Below are 19,288 nucleotides of genomic sequence, written 5' to 3' on the forward strand. Positions count from 1 at the left end.
GAGCGCATCCTGAAAGCCGGAGTGGCCTGAGCTAGTTGATGGCGTCCACCTCCCCTTCTGCCAGCTCCACGTCACACACCAGCGGCCCGTCCCCGACCTCCACCTGCCGCGCCCGCGACCCGTACGACGAAGCCGTCGCCGCCAGCAGGTACGTCCCCGGACCCGGCACCGACACGATGTACGAGCCGTCCGCGAGGGACACCACCCGATCCAGCTGACGTCCGCCCGCCGACAGCAGCGTCACCGCCGCGTCCGGGACCGGCTCGCCGTCCGCCGTACGGATGAGGCCGTGGACGACCGAGGCAGGGCCCTCGGCGGCGGGTCCTTGCGAGGGAGCCTCCTCCTTCGGCTCCACCGCCAGATGCGGCAGCCGCTTCTCCAGCCACGCCGGCAGCCACCAGTTGGAGTTGCCGAGCAGGTGCATCGCGGCAGGCACGAGCGCCGTACGCAGGATGAACGCGTCCAGGGCGACCGCGGCCGCGAGACCCACGCCCGCCATCGCCGCCCCGTAGTCGCCGCTCAGTACGAACGCCATGAAGACGCACACCATGATCAGGGCCGCGGAGTTGATGACGCGGCTGGTCTCCGCCAGCCCCACCCGCACCGCGCGCGCGTTGTCGCGCGTGTGCACCCACTCCTCGTGCATCCGGCTGACCAGGAACACCTGGTAGTCCATGGAGAGGCCGAAGAGCAGGGACAGCATGATGATCGGCAGGAAGGCCGCGATCGGGCCCTCCTGGCCGAGGCCCAGCAGGTCCAGGCCCCAGCCCCACTGGAAGATCGCGACCAGGACGCCGAAGGAGGCCGCCGCCGCGATCAGGTTCATCAGGGCGGCCGTCAGGGGGACCACGACGGAGCGGAAGGCGATCAGCAGCAGGACGAAGCCGAGGCCGATGATCGTCGCGATGAAGTACGGCAGACGGTCGGCCGTCACCGACGCGAAGTCCTTGGAGACGGCTGTCACGCCGCCGACATGGGCCCGGACGCCCGCATCCGGGATCACCTGGTCGCGCAGAGTGTCGATGAGCTGGTCGGTCTCCTTGGCCTGCGGTGAGGTGGTGGGCACCACCTGGATGACCGTGACGCCGTTCGCGGGAGGCGCCGAGACCGCCTGGGCGACACCCTCCGTCTCCTTGATCGTCGCGACCAGACTGTCCCCGGAGTCGCCGTTCACGACCACCTGGAGGGGGCCGTTGAAGCCGGGCCCGAAGCCCTCCGCGAGCAGGTCGTACGCCTTCCTGGTCGTCATCGACGCGTCGTCGTTGCCCTGGTCGACCGTGCCCAGGCGCAGGGACAGCAGGGGCAGGGCGAGGACGGCCATCACGACGACGGCCAGGGCGGCGACCGAGCGCGGGCGGTGCTCGACGGTGGCCGACCAGCGGGCCGCGAGGCCGCTCGCGCGCTCCACCTCGGGGCCCTGTGCGGCGAGCCGGCGTCGCTGACGGCGGCTGAGCACCCGGTGGCCCAGGAGGCCGAGCAGCGCGGGCAGCAGGGTGACGGCCGCGAGCACGCTCAGGACGACGGTGAGCGAGGTGCCGATGACCACGCCGTCCAGGAAGCGCAGGTTCGTCACCAGCATCCCGGCGAGCGCGATGCACACCGTTCCGCCCGCGAACAGCACGGCCCGGCCGGAGGTGTTGAGGGCGGTGACCGCCGCTTCCTCCGGGTCCTGGCCGCGCAGGATGCCCTTGCGGTGGCGGGTGACGATGAACAGGGCGTAGTCGATGCCGACGCCGAGGCCGATCAACGTGGAGAGCAGTGAGGCCAGTTCGGGCACGTTGGTGACATGGCTGATCAGCTGTGTGGAGAACAGGCCGGTGCCCACGCCGAACAGCGCGATCAGGATCGGCAGCAGCATCGCGAACACCGAGCCGAAGGCCAGGAACAGTACGACGGCCGCCGCGAGGATGCCGACGATCTCCGCCGTGCCGGTGGGCGGCTCCTGCACGCGCGTGATGGCCTGGCCGCCCAGCTCCACCTGGAGACCGTCGCCGCCGGCGTCCTGCGCGGTGTCGACGACGTCCTGGACCAGCTCCTTGGGTACCGCGTTCGCCTGCTCGGCGAAGGTGACCTGGGCGTACGCGATCCGCCCGTCCTTGCTGATCTGGGCCGCTCCCCGCGCCCCGTACGGGTCGGTGACCTCGCCGACCCCCTTCATCGCGCCGATCTCCTTCAGCGCGGGCTCTATCCGGGACCGCACGGACTCGTCCCGCACCGTTCCCTCCTCGACCTTCCACACCACCGTGTCGGTGTCGCCCGCGCGCTCCGGGAAGGCCTTCTCCATCAGGTCGTACGCGCGCTTGGAATCCGTGTTGGGCAGGGAGAAGACCTCCGCGTAGTTCGTGCCCGCGCTCGAACTCGCCGCGCCCAGGCCGAACAGCGCCACCACCCACAGCAACAGGACCACCAGCCGATGCCGGTAGCACCAGCGTGCCAATGTCGCCACGCCAAAAACCCCCTCATGATCCGGACAGGTCCCCCAGGTCCTGGGCAACAGAATTGGCGGCGCACGCGTGCGTGGACATGCAAAGGGCCCGACTCTCAAGGAACTCCAAAGCACGAACCGGGCCGGACTGTCAGTGGTCGCACCGATACTGGGGAGCATGACGACGACTCCAGGCACCGTGCTGGTCGTGGAGGACGAGGAGAGCATCGCGGACGTCCTCGCCATCGCGCTGCGCTACCACCGGTTCGAGGTGATGACGGCGGGCACCGTCCGCGAGGCACTCACGCTCGCCGAGCGCACGCGTCCCGACGCCGCGCTGCTCGACGTGATGCTCCCGGACGGGGACGGGCGCGCCCTGGGGCGCCAACTGCGCGCCCGGCGAGCCGACTTGGCGATCGTCTTTCTCACCGCGCGCGACGCGCCCGGGGAGGTCGTCGGCGCGCTGGGCTTCGGCGACGACTACATCACCAAGCCGTTCAACATCGACGAGGTCGTCGCAAGGATCACCGCGGTGCTGCGCCGCGTCCGCCCGGCCGACGTCCTGCCGCAGCGGCCGCCCTTGCGGTACGGCGACCTGGAGCTGGACGAGACGACGTACTCGGTGCACCGCGCGGGCCGCTCCGTCGAACTCACCCCGACCGAGTACGCCCTGCTGCGCTTCCTGGTGCGCAACGGCGGCCGTATCGTGCCCAAGGAGCAACTGCTGCGGCACGTATGGCAGTACGAGCACACGCCGCAGGAGTCGACCGTCGTCGAGACCTACATCAGCTATCTGCGGCGCAAACTCGACACACTGGGGCCACCGGTGATCACCACCCGGCGGGGTGTGGGATACGGGCTGGCATGAGGCTCCCCGCCAGGCTCCTCACGCGCGGCCTACGGCCCCACCGCAAGCACGGCATCCACTCCCTGCGCGGCAAGCTGACGCTGGCGAACGTGGCGCTGCTCGCCCTCAGCATGGTCGCGGCGACCGCGGTGAGCGTGATGGGCATGCGGTACTACCTGCTCGACCAGATCGACTCGGAGCTCACCAAGACCCGTGATTCGCTCGGTGATTCGCAGCTCACCCTGCGGGAGATCGACTCGCTGAGCGTGTTGGGTTTCGTGCGCGACCGGCTCGTCCAGCAGCAGTCGGACGACCAGCCACGACCGGACTCGCTCTTCGCCGCCGTCGACAGTCGGGGCGAGCCCGTCGGTCTCCTCGGCTTCGAGCCGACCGACGCCCAGCACGCCTTCGCCGACGCGGTCGACGACCCGCGCACGCTGATCGAGGACCCCGAACCGCACGACATCGACGTGCAGGGCGCCGCCTACCGTGCCTCGGCGACCCGACTGGCCGACGGGACGTACATCCTGCTCGCCACCTCAACCGACGGCCTGCACAAGGGCGTCGCCAAGGCCGTCAGGCTCGACGTGGCCATAGGCACACTGCTGCTCGCGCTGCTGGCCTGTCTGACGATGTTCAGCGTCCGGCGCCGGATGCGGCCGCTGGAGGACATGGTGGAGACCTCGTCGGCCATCGCCGAGGGCGACCTGACCCGGCGCGTCCCCTCCAGCAGCGAGGCCACCCTGGAGGTCGAACAGCTCCGCGTCGCCCTCAACTCCATGCTTCACCAGGTGGAAACGGCGTACCGCACCCGCGAACGCAGCGCGGCCCAGCTGCGCCGCTTCGTCGGCGACGCCTCGCACGAGCTGCGCACCCCGCTGTCCGCGATACGCGGCTATCTCCAGCTGTACGACAAGGGCATGCTCACCGACCCGAGCGAGCGCAAGCGCGCCTGGGACCGGATGAACGGCGAGGTCGACCGCATGGGCCGCCTCGTCGACGAGCTCCTCACCCTCGCCCGCCTCGACCAGCAGCCCGAACTCCGATTCCGGAACGTCGACATCACCCGCCTCGTCCGGGACGCGGCCGAGGATCTGCGCGTACAGCAGCCGCAGCGGCCCGTCACGGTCGACGCCGACGGCTCCCTGCTGGTGCACGCCGACGAGTCGGGGCTGCGCCAGGTGCTCGGCAACCTCGTGGGAAACGTGCGCACGCACACCCCCGCCGACGTGCCGGTGCGGCTCGGCGTGGAGCGCGCGGACGGGGTCGTACGGCTGTGTGTCGCGGACCAGGGACCGGGGCTCTGTTCGGAGGACGCGGCGCGCGTCTTCGACCGCTTCTTCCGGGCCGGCGGGGGCGCGGGCAGCGGGCTCGGCCTGGCGATCGTGCAGGGTGTGGTGCACGCGCACGGCGGCGAGGTGGCGGTGCGGACGGCGCCGGATGAGGGACTGGCGGTGACGGTCACGCTGCCGGCGGGGGCGGCCGTACGGTCGTAACTCTGTCCGTGATCCTGCTGTCCGTACCCCCTGTGCCGCTTCAGACGTTGGCCAGGACGAGTGCCCACACCGTCTTGCCGTGCCTCCCCCTGCTCCACACTCCCCAGGCCGCGGCGATGTGCTCCACCATGTGCAGGCCGCGGCCGGTCTCCTCCCACTCGCCCACCACGCGCAGCCGGGGCTCCACCCGGCCCTCGTCGGAGACCTCGATCAGGCAGGAGCCGTCGGCCAGGGCGGTCACCGCCACCTCGAACTCCCGCTCGAGGAGCGGCCCGTGGCGTACGACGTTGGTGGCCAGCTCGGACACGAGCAGCAGCGCGTCGGCCAGCGCCTGGCCGTCCGGGGCGTGGCCCCAGTCGGACAGGTGGTCCCGGACCCGGCGCCGGGCGAGACCGACGGAAGCCGGATGCCGGGGCAGCCGGAAGGAGTTGCGTCTCAACACGTTTGCTCCTCACCCCGCCCACACCTCCGTCACATGGTGCTGCGTCGGGTGGCCGTACGACGTCACTTGAGCGAAGGTCGCTACCGCGAGATGGCGTCAGATCCGTCGAATCCGGGCTTTCGAAGCCGTCAGATCCAGGTGAGACGCCAGAGGCGGAAGACTCCGGTGCCGTCCGAGAGGTACTGGCCGCCGCCGACGTCGACGCTGCTGACGACGTACTCCTTGGCCTGCCACAACGGGATGACCGGAACATCGCGGGCGACGGCCTGCTGCAGTTCGCGGAAGTCCTGCGTGGCCTCGGTGCGGTCGGCGAACTTCTGGCTGTCCTGAATCAGCTGGTCGACGGCCTTGCTGCTGTACCCGGTGTTCATGGTGGCGTCGGTGCCGACGAGCGGCGAGCCGAAAGTGTCCGGGTCGGGGTAGTCGGCCACCCAGCCGACGGCGTACGCGTCCAGCTTCCCGGACACCCACTGCTTCTGGAAGTCGGTCCACTCGTAGCCCTTGACGGTCACCTTGAAAAGGCCGCTCGCCTCCAGCTGTCGCTTGAGCTCCGCGGCCTCCTCGGCGGCGGCGCCGCGGCCCTTGGCGTAGCCGTAGGTGAAGCGGACCGGCAGGGTCACGCCGGCCTCGGTGAGCAGTTTCTTCGCCTTGTCCGTGTCCAGCTTGGGGTAGAGGTCGAAGAACGACGTGGTGTGGCCGGTGATGCCGGTCGGGATCAGCGAGTAGAGCGGGTCGACGGTCCCGTCGTACACCGTGGCGGCCAGCCGGTCGCGGTCGATCAGCCAGGCCATGGCCTGCCGGACCCCGGTGCCGTGCAGCGGCGAGCCGGAGTGGGTGTTGAGGTACAGGTTGCGGGTCTCGGAGCTGTCCGCCACGGACACGCGCTGGTTGGGATCGCTGGTGTTGAGCCCGGAGAGGACCTCGGGCGGCAGCTGCCGGGTGGCGACGTCGATCTGCTTGGCCTTCCAGGCCGCGTCGAGCTTCGCGCCATCGCCGTAGTAGCGCAGTTCGACGGGCCGTCCGGTCTTCTTGAGGGCGCCTTTGTAGCGTTCGTTGGGCGCGAGGACGGCCTTCTTGTCCTTCGTATACGTCGTCAGGTCGTACGGTCCGGTGCCGTCGACGCCGGTGCCGGTGCGCAGGCCGTCCGCCGGGTACTTGGTGTGGTCGACGATCGCGCCGGCTCCGGTGGCCACCTTGAACGGGAAGGTGGCGTCGGCCGAGGACAGCTGGAAGGTGACGGTGAGGTCCTTCGCACCGACCGAGCGGAGGGTGCTCAGCAGGGATGCGGGACCGACCGCTGAGTTGATCTTCTTGACCCGATCGAAGGAGTACTTCACGTCCTCGGCGGTCATCTTGCGGCCGCTCGGGAAGGTGAGGCCCTCGCGCAGTTCGCAACGGTAGGTGCGCAGGCCGCTGCCGACGAACGCACAGCTCTTGGCCGCGTCCGGCACGGGCGTGGCGCCGCCCGGCTCGAAGGTCAGCAGTGACTGGAAGACGTTGCTGAACAGCGCCCAGGAACCGGCGTCGTAGGCGCCCGCCGGGTCGAGCGACGTGACGGCGTCCGTCGTACCGACGGTGATGGTGCTGCCGTCGTTCTGCGACGGCAGCAACTGCCAGGCGCCCACTCCGGCGGCCGCCAGCACCAGCAGCATCGCGAGTATCCGCGTGCGAACCGAGCGCATCGGTTTGCCCTCCCCAGGCCCCTCACGGGCCGCAACGCATATGCCACTCCCTGCGGCGCGGATCACCTAACCACAGGCGTTTCAGCAGGGGGAAGGGAGATCTGGGGAGTTGGGAAAGACATTGCCGCAAGGGGTTTCGGCCATATTTCACAGCGCCCTCACAGCATGTCCGCCGACGGCGTTCAGGCCTGCTTCGACGCCAGTTCGATCACCGTGATGTCCGATTCGGCTCCGACCCGGGTCGGCGGGCCCCACGCGCCCGCGCCGCGGCTGACGTACAGCTGCGTGTCGCCGTAGCGCTCCAGGCCGGCGAGGGTCGGGTTCGCGGCCGAGGCGATGAAGTTGCCCGGCCAGAGCTGGCCGCCGTGGGTGTGACCGGAGAGCTGGAGGTCGACGCCGTGCTCGACGGCGTCGTGGATCTGGACCGGCTGGTGGGCGAGCAGCACGCACGCGCGTGCCGTGTCGCGGTCGCCGAGCGCCTTGGCGAAGTCGGGGCCCTGGCCCTCGCTCTCGCCCGACACGTCGTTGACGCCGGCGAGGTCGAAGTGGGCAAGTTCGGTACGGGCGTTCTCCAGCGGGCGCATGCCGAGCCGTCGTACCTCCTCGACCCATTGCTCGGCACCGGAGAAGTACTCGTGGTTGCCGGTGACGAAGTACGCCCCGTGGCGCGCCCGCAGTTGGGCCAGGGGTGCCGCGGCCGGGCCCAGGTCCTTCACGCTGCCGTCGACGAGGTCGCCGACCACCGCGATCAGGTCGGGCTGGGTGCCGTTGATGGTGTCGACGACCTTCTGGGCGAAGCCGCGGCCGAGCACCGGGCTCAGGTGGATGTCGCTGACCACGGCGATCCGGTAACCGTGCGCCGCACGCGGGAGCTTGGCCAGCGGGACGGTGACCCGCTTGACGGTGGGGCCCTTCAGGACGCCGTACGTGCCGTACCCGACGGTCCCGACGGCGGCCGCCGCGGCGGCGCCCCCGACGACTCGGGAGACGAAGAGGCGGCGGGAGGGAAGGGGCGGTGGGGCGGCGGCCGCGGACTCGGGATCCGGGTCGGGGTCCGGCGTGGGTGCCGTTCCCGCCGGAACCGGCTCCGGCTCCGGGTCGCGGTCCGGCATGGGTGCCGTCCCCGCCGGGACCGGCTCCGGCTGCCGTACGGCCGTCTCGGCGCCCGCCCGCCGTTCCAGGAACCGTCGCAGCAGCGGTCGTACGACCTCACCCGCCACCACGGCGAGCAGCAGGTAGATCGACAGGGCCATCCACAGGAAGCCCGGCCAGGCCAGGACGCGCTGGAGCCAGAACGGCGCGCCGGCGCGTTCGGTGGCGACGGCCGCGATCGTGAGCGCCCAGCCGCCCGCGATCAGCACCGCACCCGCGCGGCGCACCGCGCCGGGGGCCTGGGTCGTGTCGCGGAACAGGCGTCTCCACAGGTACCAGTTGGCCGCCACGAGGACGGCCAGGACGAGCAGTACGAAGAGTATGACCACGGTCTTGTGTCCCCCCGTTGTCGGCTGTCAGGGCTGGTTATGACGTACGGCGCAATGCGCGCACTCCGCGCAACCCGATGCCCCCGACGACCGTCCCCAATACGAAGGAGACGACGGCGAGCACCAGATGCACCCAGAAGTACGCCGTCGGGTGACCGTCGTCGAACGCGAGCCCACTGCTGTCCTTGATCAGGTTTTTGACGAAAGTGACCCAGATGACCCAGCTCCACACCCCGAAGGCGAGCAGGAACCAGGAGACGGGGCGGCTGAGCTTCATACGTCCAGTATCTCCGCCGGTTGGCCGGTTCCTCGGCCGGGGTGGGGAGGGGGGCGGGACTTCACGCCGTGTGCCATGTACGTTCCTGACCGTGCCCGCTCCCAAGAAGACCGGCAGGCGATCCCTGCTGGTCACTTCCGTTGTCCTGTCGTCCGCCCTGTCGTCGCTCGCACTGACCGCGCCCGTCTCCCTGGCGGCTCCTGGTCCGTCGCCGAGCGCGCCCGCGAGCCCGTCCGCGAGTCCGTCGGCCACTCCCCCGGCGAACATGTCCACCGTCGGCGGCGAACGTCTCGGCCGGGCCGGGGCGCAGGTCAATCTGGCGAGCGGGGTGCCGGTGCTGCCCAAGGACCTGAGCGCGCGGTCGTGGATCGTCGCCGACGCCGAGTCCGGCGACGTACTGGCCGCCAGCAACGCGCACTGGCGGCTGCCTCCGGCGAGCACCCTGAAGATGCTGTTCGCGGACACGGTGCTGCCGAAGTTCGCGAGGACCGAGAAGCACAAGGTCGCCCCCTCCGACCTGGCCGGCATCGGTTCCGGCTCCAGCATGGTCGGGATAAAGGAGGGCGAGACGTACACCGTCCACGACCTGTGGCTCGGCGTCTTCCTGCGCTCCGGCAACGACGCCGTGCACGTGCTGTCGCAGATGAACGACGGCATCGACAACACCGTCAGGGAGATGAACGCGCACGCCGAGGAGCTCCAGGCCCTCGACACGCACGCGGTCAGCCCCGACGGCTACGACATGCCCGGCCAGGTCTCCTCCGCTTATGACCTGACCCTGATCGCCCGCTCGGGGCTGCAGAAGAAGGACTTCCGCGAGTACAGCTCGACGGTCAGCGCGAAGTTCCCGGGCAAGACGACGAAGAACAAGAAGGGCAGGACGAGCCGCGAGTCCTTCGAGATCCAGAACACCAACCGGCTGCTGACCGGCGACTCGGACGTCTCCGTCTACCCGGGCATCGCGGGCGTCAAGAACGGCAACACCACCAACGCCGGCGCCACCTTCACCGGCGTCGCCGAGCGGGGCGGCAAGGTGCTGCTCGTCACCGTGATGAACCCGGCGAAGGACGAGCACAACGAGGTCTACAAGGAGACCGCCAAGCTCTTGGACTGGGGCTTCAAGGCGGTCGGCAAGGTGCAGCCGGTGGGTGAACTGGTGCCTCCGAAGAGCGCCGCGCGGGCGAGCGCCCAGCCGGGGGCGAACGCCTCCGGGGAGGCGGGTGGTACGGGGACCGGCGGTGCGTCCTCAGGGGCTTCGTCGAAGCCCGTGGCGAGCGCCACGGCCGAGGGCGCGTCCGGCGGCATCGGGATCGCACTCGCGATCACCGGCGGGCTGCTGGTGCTGCTCGCGGGCGCCGCGTTCCTGGTCAACCGCCGCTGGCCGCGGCCGGATCTGGTACGCCGTCGTCGTTGACATCCGCTGTGTCGTCTTCTGTTTCCTTGCTCTGCGTGGCCGTCCAGGCCGCGCAGAACAGCACCAGCTTCGCCGTGAAGTTGATCCACAGCAGTAGGGCCACGGGGACGCCGAACGCGCCGTACATGCTCTTCCCGGCCACGCCCTGCATATAGCCGCTGAGCAGCAGCTTCAGCAGCTCGAAGCCGACCGCGCCGGTCAACGCGGCCACGATCAGACGGCGGCGCTTCGGCTCGACGCCGGGGAGCAGTGTCAGGACGTAGAGGAGCAGCAGGAAGTCGGCGAGTACGGCGACGACGAACGCGGCGATCTGCAGCAGGACGCTGCCCCAGCCCTCCCTGTCGATGCCCAGCTGGTCGGTGATCCAGCCGACCATCGCGGACGCCACGGTGGACGCGGCGAGCGTGACGAGCACGGCGCCGCCGAGGCCGACGAGGATGCCCAGGTCCTTGGCCTTGCGCAGGACCGGGTTCTCCTCGTCGTCGGGCAGCTCCCACACGGCCCGCAGGCACTCGCGCATCGAGCCCGCCCAGCCGATGCCGGTGAACAGCAGGGCGGCGGCCGCGATGAGGCCGACGGTGCCGGCGTTCTGCACCAGGCCGTCGATGTCGAGCTGGTCGGCGATACCGGGCACCTGCTCGGCGATCTTGTCCTCCAGCGTCTTCTGCCGCTCCTTGCCGAGCGTGGCGGCGGCGGTCGCGGCGACCACGGTGAGCAGCGGGAAGAGTGCCACGAAGCTGGTGAACGTCATCGCGGCGGCCAGCCGTGTCCACTTCACCCGGTCCAGCCGCTCGTACGACCGCCACGCGTGCGTGGCCATCAGGCGGGCGACCAGCGGCCCGACGCCGGGGAGTTTTCTCAGCCAGTCCATGATCCGACTCTGCCCTCGTTGCGGAAGACAAATGTCCTAGTGCCCCAAAACCGCAGGACCGACCGGGCGGCTCGTCCGCGCACACTGTCGGAACCCCGGCAATATAGGGCGACATCCCATTAATCACCCATTTCGGGGATGAGGCGGATGTTTCCAGTCCAATCGCCCACAAAGGGGCGCTACGGTCACCGACATGCCTGCCGACACCGTTTCCGTCACCGGCTGGGGCCGCACCGCTCCCACCACCGCCCGCCTGATCCGCCCACGGACGTACGAGGAGGCCGCGGCCGCCGTTCGGGACTGCGGGGCCCGCGGAGGCATCCCGAGGGGCCTGGGGCGGGCCTACGGGGACGCGGCGCAGAACGCCGGCGGGTCCGTCCTCGACATGACGGGTCTCGATCGCATCCACGTGATCGACGCCGACGAAGGAATCGTGCTGTGCGACGCGGGCGTCTCCCTGCACCGGCTGATGGAAGTGCTGCTGCCGCTGGGCTGGTTCGTACCGGTGACGCCCGGCACGCGCTACGTCACGGTCGGCGGCGCGATCGGGGCGGACATCCACGGCAAGAACCACCATGTGTCGGGCTCCTTCTCCCGGCATGTCCTGTCACTCGAACTCCTCACCGCCGACGGCGAGATCCGCACGGTCGGCCGTGACACACCCCTGTTCGACGCGACGGCCGGCGGCATGGGCCTGACCGGCGTGATCCTGACCGCGACGGTCCGGCTCCAGCCGGTCGAGACCTCGCTCCTGTCGGTCGACACCGAGCGCGCGCGGGACCTCGACGACCTGATGGCCCGTCTGACGGCCACCGACCACCACTACCGCTATTCAGTCGCGTGGATCGACCTACTGGCGCGCGGCTCGGCGACGGGCCGCGCGGTGCTGACCCGGGGCGACCACGCCCCCCTGAAGGCGCTGCCGCAAGGCACGCGCGCGCGTGGGAACCCGCTGGCCTTCCGCACCCCCCGGCTCCCGACCGCCCCCGCCCTCCTCCCGGAGGGCCTGCTCAGCCGGACGACCGCGGGACTCTTCAACGAGCTCTGGTACCGCAAGGCCCCACGCGCGCGTACCGGCGAACTCCAGAAGATCTCCACCTTCTTCCACCCCCTGGACGGCGTCCCCCACTGGAACCGGGTCTACGGCCGCGGCGGCTTCGTGCAGTACCAGTTCGTCGTCGGGCACGGCCAGGAGGACGCCGTACGCCGCATCGTGCGCCGTGTCTCGCAGCGCCGTTGCCCGTCCTTCCTCGCCGTCCTCAAGCGCTTCGGGGACGCCGACCCGGGCTGGCTGTCCTTCCCCGTGCCCGGCTGGACCCTGGCCCTGGACATCCCGGCGCACCTGCCCGGCCTCGGCGCCTTCCTCGACGAACTGGACGAGGAGGTCGCCGCGGCCGACGGGCGCGTCTACCTCGCCAAGGACTCCCGCCTGCGGCCCGAACTGCTCACCGCGATGTACCCGCGACTCGCCGACTTCCGCGCGCTGCGCGCGGAGTTGGACCCCCGCGGGGTGTTCGTGTCGGACCTGGCCCGCCGCCTCGGCCTCTAGGCAACCTCCGGCCCTCTGGGCCTTCGTTAGGAGCTGTTCGTGAAGGACGCCTTCGGTATCCCCCAGTCCCTGCTCGTCCTCGGCGGCACGTCGGAGATCGCGCTTGCCACGGCACGCCGGCTGATCGCCCGCCGCACCCGCACCGTGTGGCTGGCCGCACGCCCGACACCCGCCCTGGAGACAGCGGCTTCGGAACTGCGCTCCCTAGGGGCCACCGTGCACACCGTCGCCTTCGACGCGCTCGACCCCGACTCCCACGAGACGGCACTCGGCAAGGTCTTCACCGAGGGCGACATCGACATGGTGCTGCTCGCCTTCGGGATCCTCGGCGACCAGGCACACGACGAGCGCGAACCGGCGAGCGCGGTGCGCGTCGCACAGACCAACTACACGGGCGCCGTGTCGGCGGGCCTGGTCGCCGCGCGCGCGTTGCAGACCCAGGGCCACGGCTCGCTCGTGGTGCTCTCCTCGGTAGCCGGCGAACGCGCCCGCCGCTCCGACTTCATCTACGGCTCCAGCAAGGCCGGCCTCGACGCCTTCGCCCAGGGCCTGGGCGACGCCCTGCACGGCACCGGCGTACACGTCATGGTCGTACGCCCCGGATTCGTCCACTCGAAGATGACCGCGGGCCTCCCGGAGTCACCGTTCGCGACGACGCCGGAGGCTGTCGCCACGGCCATCGAGCTGGGACTGCGGCGCCGCTCGGAGACGGTTTGGGTGCCGGGGGCACTACGGGTGGTGATGTCGGCGCTGCGGCATGTGCCGCGGGGGCTGTTCCGGCGACTGCCGCTCTAGGAGACCCAGGTCACGGGGCGGGGATCGAGCCCCGCTCCACGTGGGCCGCCTGCGGCACGATCGCGCCCCCGAAGACGTACTCGCGCAGCTTGCGCCACTCCCCGTCGGCGCCCTGCTCGTAGAGCGCGAAGCCGGTGCAGGGCCACTCGGCGCAGTAGTCGGCGAGCTCCTCGAAGGCGCGGTCCATGGCGTCGTCGTCGATGCCGTGGGCGACCGTGACGTGCGGGTGGTACGGGAACTGCAGTTCGCGTGCCACGGGGCCGGAGGCGTCACGGACCTGCTTCTGCAGCCACGTGCAGGCCTCGGCGCCCTCGGCGACCTGGACGTAGACCACGGGCGACAGCGGCCGGAACGTACCAGTGCCGGACAGCCGCATGGGGAACGGCCGACCGGCCGCGGCGACCTCGGTCAGGTGCGCCTCGACGGCCGGCACCATGGCATCGTCGATCTCCGTCGGCGGCAGCAGGGTGACGTGCGTGGGAATACCGTGAGCCGCCGCGTCGCCGAAGCCCGCGCGCAGCTGTTGGAGCAGGCTGCCGTGAGGCTCCGGGACCGCGATCGACACGCCGATCGTTACGGTCCCCACGTCGTCTCCTGTCGTCCTTTTCGGGTGCGTTCCCAGCCGGTCCGGCTATCGACTGTACGGCCACGGCTGCGTTGTGGGCAGGCGCAACCGTAGTGATGTTCAGCGCTCTGCGCTGTGGTGCACTTGTGCGGTAGTGCACCCGCGCGGTGGTGCGGTGGTGCGCCTCAGTGCTTGGCGGGCAGGAGGCCCACCTTGTCGTACGCCTGCGAGAGGGTCTCCGCGGCGACCGCTCGCGCCTTCTCCGCACCCTTGGCCAGAACCGAGTCCAGCGTCTCGGGGTCGTCCAGGTACTGCTGGGTGCGCTCTCGGAACGGCGTCACGAACTCGACCATGACCTCGGCCAGGTCCGTCTTGAGCGCGCCGTAGCCCTTGCCCTCGTACTTCTGCTCGAGTTCCGCGATCGCCTCGCCCGTGAGGGTCGAGTAGATGGTGAGCAGGTTGCTGACGCCCGGCTTGTTCGCCGCGTCGAAGCGGATGACGGTGTCGGTGTCGGTGACCGCGCTCTTGACCTTCTTGGCGGTGGCCTTGGGCTCGTCGAGGAGGTTGATGAGCCCCTTCGGCGTGGACGCCGACTTGCTCATCTTGATCGACGGGTCCTGGAGGTCGTAGATCTTCGCCGTCTCCCTGAGGATGTACGGCTTCGGGACGGTGAAGGTCTCGCCGAAGCGGCCGTTGAAGCGCTCGGCGAGGTCACGGGTGAGCTCGATGTGCTGGCGCTGGTCCTCGCCGACCGGGACCTCGTTCGCCTGGTACAGCAGGATGTCCGCGACCTGGAGGATCGGGTACGTGAACAGGCCGACGCTGGCGCGGTCGGCGCCCTGCTTGGCGGACTTGTCCTTGAACTGGGTCATGCGGGACGCCTCGCCGAAGCCGGTGAGACAGTTCATGACCCAGGCGAGCTGGGCGTGCTCGGGGACATGGCTCTGGACGAAGAGCGTGCAGCGCTCCGGGTCGAGACCGGCCGCGAGGAGCTGGGCGGCGGCCAGGCGGGTGTTGGCCCGCAGGTCCGCGGGGTCCTGCGGGAGCGTGATCGCGTGCAGGTCGACGACCATGTAGAACGCGTCGTGGGACTCCTGCAGGGCCACCCACTGGCGGACGGCGCCGAGGTAGTTGCCGAGGTGGAACGAGCCTGCGGTGGGCTGGATTCCGGAGAGCACGCGGGGTCGGTCAGAGGACATGCTCACCATTCTCTCAGGTGTCGGAGGCCGATCCGGAACTGGTCGGAAACAGATGTGACACAGGTGGGAACCGATCCGCGTCGAGCGGTGTACCAATCGTGTGAGGACGCGGGAGGGGGGCCGCATCGTCGATGAGGCCGCGGTGATCGCACGCGTACGCGCCGGAGAGCCGGAGGCGTACGCGGAGTTGGTGCGAGCCCATACGGGCCTCGCGCTCAGGGCGGCCGCCGCGCTCGGGGCGGGTGCGGACGCGGAGGACGTGGTGCAGCAGGCCTTCGTCAAGGCGTACTGCGCGCTGGGCCGGTTCAAGGACGGCGCGTCGTTCAAGCCGTGGCTGCTGTCGATCGTGGCCAATGAGACGAGGAACACAGTGCGGACGGCGGCCCGGCAGCGGACGCTCGCCGGCCGTGAGGCGGCCTTCCTGGAGGCTGAGCCGCTGATACCGGAATCGGCGGACCCTGCGGTGGCCACGCTCGAGACGGAGCGCCGCGCCGCCCTGCTGAGAGCCCTGGAGACACTGAGCGAGGAGCACCGCCTGGTCGTCACCTACCGCTATCTGCTGGACATGGACGAGTCCGAGACTGCCCAGGCGCTTGGCTGGCCCCGGGGGACGGTGAAGTCCCGGCTCAACCGCGCGCTGCGGAAGATGAGCCGACTGTTGCCGGACTTTCAGCCTCGGGAAGGGGGTGATGAGCGTGAGTGAGGAGCAGGATCGGGATCGGGGTGCGTACGGCGGCGAGGGCACTGGTGGTGCCGGGGATGCCGGCCGCCGGGTGCCCGGCGCGGATGCCTCCCGGCTGCCGGAGGAGCTGCGTGCCCTGGGGCGTGCGCTGGACCCGCCGGGCGGCGCCGGGTCCGAGTCGATGGTCGAGCGGGTGCTGGAGCGGATACTCGCCGAGCAGGTGCCGGTCCCGGTGGCCGAGCGGCCGGGGGCCGGTGAGCGGCTGCGGGCTGCCCGTCACTGGACTCGGGCACGGTGGCGGTCGCTGACCGCGGCGGTGTGCGGCCTGCTGACGGTGCTCGTGCTCACGCCCCCGGTGCGGGCGGCGGTCCTCGACTGGTTCGACTTCGGCGGGGTCGAGGTGCGGTACGACCCGTCGGCGGTGCCCTCGGCAGGCGCCGAGGTGCCCGGCTGCGGGCGGTCGCTGTCGCTCGCGCAGGCCGAGCGGGAGGCCGGGTTCGAGCCGCTGGTGCCTCCGGCACTGGGCGCGCCGGACGCGGTGTCGGTGACCGGCGAGCCGCAGGGGCGGTTCCTGGTGAGCCTGTGCTGGCGCGAGCAGGGGCGTGTGGTCCGACTGGACCAGTACCCGGCCGGCCTGGACATCGGCTTCGCCAAGAGCGTGCCCGAGCAGCCCGTGTGGATCTCGCTGAGCGCGGAGCCCGAGGACATCGGGGTGCCGAGCAACACGGCCCTGTGGTTTCCCCGGCCGCACCTGCTCAGCTTCTGGCTGGTGGACGCGCACGGCTCCCGGTACACCCGGGAGGAGCGGACCGCCGGTCCGACGCTGCTGTGGATGCACGGTTCCGGCGGTACGGACGTGACGCTGCGGCTGGAGGGGGAGGCGTCGCAGGGGCGGGCGGTGGAGATCGCGAAGTCCCTGTACGGGGCGCCGGAGGAGTCCCCGAAATAGTGCGCCGGGGATGGGAACCCCGACGGGTCGGGCGGTGTACCAGAAGTGACACGCGGCTCGCGGACGGGTCGCACAGGGATTGCCTGGCTTTGCAGGGGGGTCGGATGCGCAGGTTCGGGTTCGGGTTTGGGTTCTTGTTCGGCTGGAGCGTTCGGTGTCGTGGAGTGGCCGCGTTGACAGGGGCCTTGACCGTGACATCCGCGCTGATGCTGTGGGGCGCTTCCTCGGCATCCGCCGGCGGACCGACGAGCGTGCTCGTGGTCTCGCCGCAGAGCACGGAGACGGCGGCGCTGTACTACTCCGACGAGGAGTACGGAGAACTGGAACAGCTGCTGGGCGCCTCCGGCACCGGCGTCCACGACAAGCCGCCCGAGAGCGATCTGGCGGCCGCCCGGCAGATCAACGTCACCTGGATGGTGCACGACATATCGCCCTGGCGCCTCGACCGGGTCTTCCCACGGACGGATGCCAACGAGGTCTGGATACACACCGCGGCGAACCTGCCCGAGTCGGTGAACGGCTACTGGCATCGAGCCCAGAACCCCGGCCAACTGCGCACCCTGCTCAAGGACCTTGGCGTGATGGGCAAGGCCTCGGGCGAAGGCAACTCCGGGATCCCCCCGGCGCCTTGGGAGACAGGTGAGACCGGCGCCGAAGGTGAGACCGGCGCTGACACCGGCACGACGGAGACAGCGACCGACGCGGCAGTCGCGCCGACTGCGCAAGCAGGGCCCGGGGACGGCACCGACTTGTGGTGGATGCTGCCCGGCGCGGCTGCCGGAGCCGTCCTGGCGCTGGTACTGCGACCGTTCGCGACGCGGACGCGGTGGGACCGGCTACGACGGGAACCGGGGCCCCGGCAGGAGCTGCGGGACGTGTGAGACGGCTGCGTGGGGACGGATGACCTGGGATGCGTGGAGGGGGACGGATGGTAGTGCGACGCGGACGGGCGGGGGTGCCGTGGGCGATCCCGGGTCTCGCGGCGGGCTTCGCCGCCGACCCCGGCGGCACGCTGCTGATACGCCGCGCGGCGGCCCGGCCGGGTGCCGGACCGCCGCCGGAGGAACCACGCCAGGAGCTGATCGATCTCTATACCGAGCCGCACCCGCAGGGGCAGGGCATCGGTCGGCAGGTCAGCCGAGGTCGATCTCCGGGTACAACGGGAAGCCGGCGACCAGGTCGGTGGCTCGGTGGGCGATCTCGTCCGCGATCTTCGGGTCGAGGACGTGCTGGGCCTTGGACGGGGCGCCCTTGCCGGTGGTACCGGCCTCCGTGGTGGTGAGGACGCGGTCGATGAGGCCCGCGACCTCGTCCATCTCGGCGGTGCCCAGGCCGCGCGTGGTCAGGGCGGGGGTGCCGATGCGGATGCCCGAGGTGTACCACGCGCCGTTGGGGTCGGACGGGATGGAGTTGCGGTTGGTGACGATGCCCGAGTCGAGCAGGGCGGCCTCGGCCTGGCGACCCGTGAGGCCGTACGAGGACGCGACGTCGATCAGGTTCAGGTGGTTGTCCGTGCCGCCGGTCACCAGGGTCGCGCCCCGGCGCATCAGGCCTTCGGCCAGCGCCCGGGAGTTGTCGACGATGCGCTGGGCGTAGTCCTGGAAGGAGGGCCGGCGGGCCTCGGCGAGGGCGACGGCCTTGGCGGCCATGACGTGCGGGAGCGGGCCGCCGAGGACCATCGGGCAGCCGCGGTCGACCTGGTCCTTGAGGGAGTCGTCACACAGGACCATGCCGCCGCGCGGGCCGCGCAGCGACTTGTGGGTGGTGGTGGTGACGATCTGGGCGTGCGGGACCGGGTCGAAGTCGCCGGTGAGGACCTTGCCGGCGACGAGACCGGCGAAGTGGGCCATGTCCACCATGAGCGTGGCGCCGACCTCGTCGGCGATCTCGCGCATGATCCGGAAGTTCACGAGACGGGGGTAGGCGGAGTAGCCGGCGACGATGATCAGCGGCTTGAACTCGCGGGCGGTGACACGCAGGGCCTCGTAGTCGAGAAGGCCGGTGGTGGGGTCGGTGCCGTAGGAGCGCTGGTCGAACATCTTTCCGGAGATGTTCGGGCGGAAGCCGTGGGTGAGGTGGCCGCCGGCGTCCAGGGACATGCCGAGCATGCGCTGGTTGCCGAAGGCCTGGCGGAGCTCGGCCCAGTCGGCCTCGGAGAGGTCGTTGACCTGACGGACGCCGGCCTTCTCCAGGGCGGGGACCTCGACGCGCTGGGCGAGGACGGACCAGAAGGCGACGAGGTTGGCGTCGATGCCGGAGTGCGGCTGGACGTAGGCGTGGCGGGCGCCGAAGAGCTCGCGAGCGTGCTCGGCGGCGATGGACTCGACGGTGTCCACGTTGCGACAGCCGGCGTAGAAGCGGCGGCCGATGGTGCCCTCGGCGTACTTGTCGCTGAACCAGTTGCCCATCGCGAGGAGGGTGGCCGGGGAGGCGTAGTTCTCGGAGGCGATCAGTTTGAGCATCTCGCGCTGGTCGGCGACCTCCTGGCCGATGGCGTCGGCCACGCGCGGCTCGACGGCGCGGATCACGTCGAGGGCGGCACGGAAGGCGGTGGACTCGTGGGAGAGGGGTTCGGCTGGCATGGGGACCTCCGGACGTCGTGTGCAGCGTTCAC

At 70.6% G+C, this 19,288-nt stretch carries 17 protein-coding genes; 8 read left to right on the forward strand and 9 right to left on the reverse strand.

Annotated elements, in window-relative coordinates; genetic code table 11:
• Positions 1–31 precede the first annotated feature (31 nt).
• Positions 32–2,437 (reverse strand): MMPL family transporter, encoded by a 2,406-nt coding sequence (locus tag ACFYO2_RS11590; RefSeq protein WP_388347599.1) that lies wholly within the window; start codon positions 2,435–2,437, stop codon positions 32–34.
• 166 nt (positions 2,438–2,603) lie between these two features.
• Here ACFYO2_RS11590 and ACFYO2_RS11595 point away from each other — a divergent pair, with 166 nt between their 5' ends.
• Positions 2,604–3,293: a response regulator transcription factor gene (locus ACFYO2_RS11595; protein WP_388347278.1), complete on the forward strand. Its 690-nt coding sequence runs from the start codon at positions 2,604–2,606 to the stop codon at positions 3,291–3,293.
• Complete coding sequence (locus ACFYO2_RS11600) at positions 3,290–4,768, forward strand: sensor histidine kinase (protein WP_388347280.1); 1,479 nt, start codon at positions 3,290–3,292, stop codon at positions 4,766–4,768. The genes ACFYO2_RS11595 and ACFYO2_RS11600 overlap by 4 nt, the downstream gene beginning before the upstream one ends.
• Positions 4,769–4,808: 40 nt before the next feature.
• On the opposite strand, the gene ACFYO2_RS11605 is transcribed toward ACFYO2_RS11600, so the two are convergent.
• The 4 genes from ACFYO2_RS11605 to ACFYO2_RS11620 all read right to left on the reverse strand — a co-directional run bounded on the left by ACFYO2_RS11605 (position 4,809) and on the right by ACFYO2_RS11620 (position 8,650).
• Complete coding sequence (locus ACFYO2_RS11605) at positions 4,809–5,210, reverse strand: ATP-binding protein (protein WP_388347282.1); 402 nt, start codon at positions 5,208–5,210, stop codon at positions 4,809–4,811.
• A gap of 128 nt (positions 5,211–5,338) precedes the next feature.
• A complete protein-coding gene (locus tag ACFYO2_RS11610) occupies positions 5,339–6,892 on the reverse strand; it encodes an ABC transporter substrate-binding protein (RefSeq protein WP_388347284.1) in 1,554 nt (517 codons plus the stop codon).
• 182 nt (positions 6,893–7,074) lie between these two features.
• Complete coding sequence (locus tag ACFYO2_RS11615; protein ID WP_388347285.1) at positions 7,075–8,373, reverse strand: metallophosphoesterase; 1,299 nt, start codon at positions 8,371–8,373, stop codon at positions 7,075–7,077.
• Positions 8,374–8,410: 37 nt separating this feature from the next.
• The gene (locus ACFYO2_RS11620) at positions 8,411–8,650 is read right to left on the reverse strand and encodes an SCO4848 family membrane protein (RefSeq protein ID WP_388347287.1); all 240 of its coding nucleotides are present in this window, start codon (positions 8,648–8,650) and stop codon (positions 8,411–8,413) included.
• Between the two features lie 91 nt (positions 8,651–8,741).
• On the opposite strand from ACFYO2_RS11620, the gene ACFYO2_RS11625 reads away from it, so the two are divergent.
• Positions 8,742–10,064, forward strand: coding sequence for a D-alanyl-D-alanine carboxypeptidase family protein (locus tag ACFYO2_RS11625; RefSeq protein WP_388347289.1), 1,323 nt, complete (start codon positions 8,742–8,744; stop codon positions 10,062–10,064).
• On the opposite strand, the gene ACFYO2_RS11630 is transcribed toward ACFYO2_RS11625, so the two are convergent.
• Positions 10,018–10,935: a YihY/virulence factor BrkB family protein gene (locus tag ACFYO2_RS11630; RefSeq protein WP_388347291.1), complete on the reverse strand. Its 918-nt coding sequence runs from the start codon at positions 10,933–10,935 to the stop codon at positions 10,018–10,020. The two genes, ACFYO2_RS11625 and ACFYO2_RS11630, sit on opposite strands and share 47 nt — an antisense overlap.
• Before the next feature lie 193 nt (positions 10,936–11,128).
• Here ACFYO2_RS11630 and ACFYO2_RS11635 point away from each other — a divergent pair, with 193 nt between their 5' ends.
• Both ACFYO2_RS11635 and ACFYO2_RS11640 read left to right on the forward strand, forming a co-directional pair.
• Positions 11,129–12,484, forward strand: coding sequence for an FAD-binding protein (locus ACFYO2_RS11635; RefSeq protein ID WP_388347292.1), 1,356 nt, complete (start codon positions 11,129–11,131; stop codon positions 12,482–12,484).
• A 39-nt stretch (positions 12,485–12,523) separates the two neighbouring features.
• Positions 12,524–13,279 (forward strand): decaprenylphospho-beta-D-erythro-pentofuranosid-2-ulose 2-reductase, encoded by a 756-nt coding sequence (locus tag ACFYO2_RS11640; RefSeq protein ID WP_388347293.1) that lies wholly within the window; start codon positions 12,524–12,526, stop codon positions 13,277–13,279.
• 10 nt (positions 13,280–13,289) lie between these two features.
• On the opposite strand, the gene ACFYO2_RS11645 is transcribed toward ACFYO2_RS11640, so the two are convergent.
• Together ACFYO2_RS11645 and trpS are read right to left on the reverse strand one after the other, a co-directional pair.
• On the reverse strand, positions 13,290–13,865 hold the full coding sequence (locus tag ACFYO2_RS11645; protein ID WP_388347295.1) for a 2'-5' RNA ligase family protein: 576 nt from the start codon (positions 13,863–13,865) through the stop codon (positions 13,290–13,292).
• Between the two features lie 164 nt (positions 13,866–14,029).
• Positions 14,030–15,043 carry a tryptophan--tRNA ligase gene (gene trpS, locus ACFYO2_RS11650; RefSeq protein ID WP_388347297.1) on the reverse strand — a complete coding sequence of 338 codons (1,014 nt, stop codon included), beginning with the start codon at positions 15,041–15,043 and terminating at the stop codon, positions 14,030–14,032.
• A 142-nt stretch (positions 15,044–15,185) separates the two neighbouring features.
• Here trpS and ACFYO2_RS11655 point away from each other — a divergent pair, with 142 nt between their 5' ends.
• From ACFYO2_RS11655 to ACFYO2_RS11665, 3 genes are all read left to right on the forward strand, one after another.
• Positions 15,186–15,746 carry an RNA polymerase sigma factor gene (locus tag ACFYO2_RS11655; RefSeq protein WP_388347298.1) on the forward strand — a complete coding sequence of 187 codons (561 nt, stop codon included), beginning with the start codon at positions 15,186–15,188 and terminating at the stop codon, positions 15,744–15,746.
• A complete protein-coding gene (locus ACFYO2_RS11660; RefSeq protein WP_388347300.1) occupies positions 15,733–16,674 on the forward strand; it encodes a hypothetical protein in 942 nt (313 codons plus the stop codon). Before ACFYO2_RS11655 ends, ACFYO2_RS11660 begins: the two co-directional genes overlap by 14 nt.
• Before the next feature lie 191 nt (positions 16,675–16,865).
• Entirely contained in the window at positions 16,866–17,555 is a 690-nt protein-coding gene (locus tag ACFYO2_RS11665; protein WP_388347601.1) for a hypothetical protein, read from the forward strand.
• A gap of 252 nt (positions 17,556–17,807) precedes the next feature.
• On the opposite strand, the gene ACFYO2_RS11670 is transcribed toward ACFYO2_RS11665, so the two are convergent.
• Positions 17,808–19,256 carry a glycine hydroxymethyltransferase gene (locus ACFYO2_RS11670; protein ID WP_388347302.1) on the reverse strand — a complete coding sequence of 483 codons (1,449 nt, stop codon included), beginning with the start codon at positions 19,254–19,256 and terminating at the stop codon, positions 17,808–17,810.
• Between the last annotated feature and the right edge of the window lie 32 nt (positions 19,257–19,288).

This window comes from Streptomyces sp. NPDC006602, assembly GCF_042870385.1.
GTDB lineage: Bacteria > Actinomycetota > Actinomycetes > Streptomycetales > Streptomycetaceae > Streptomyces.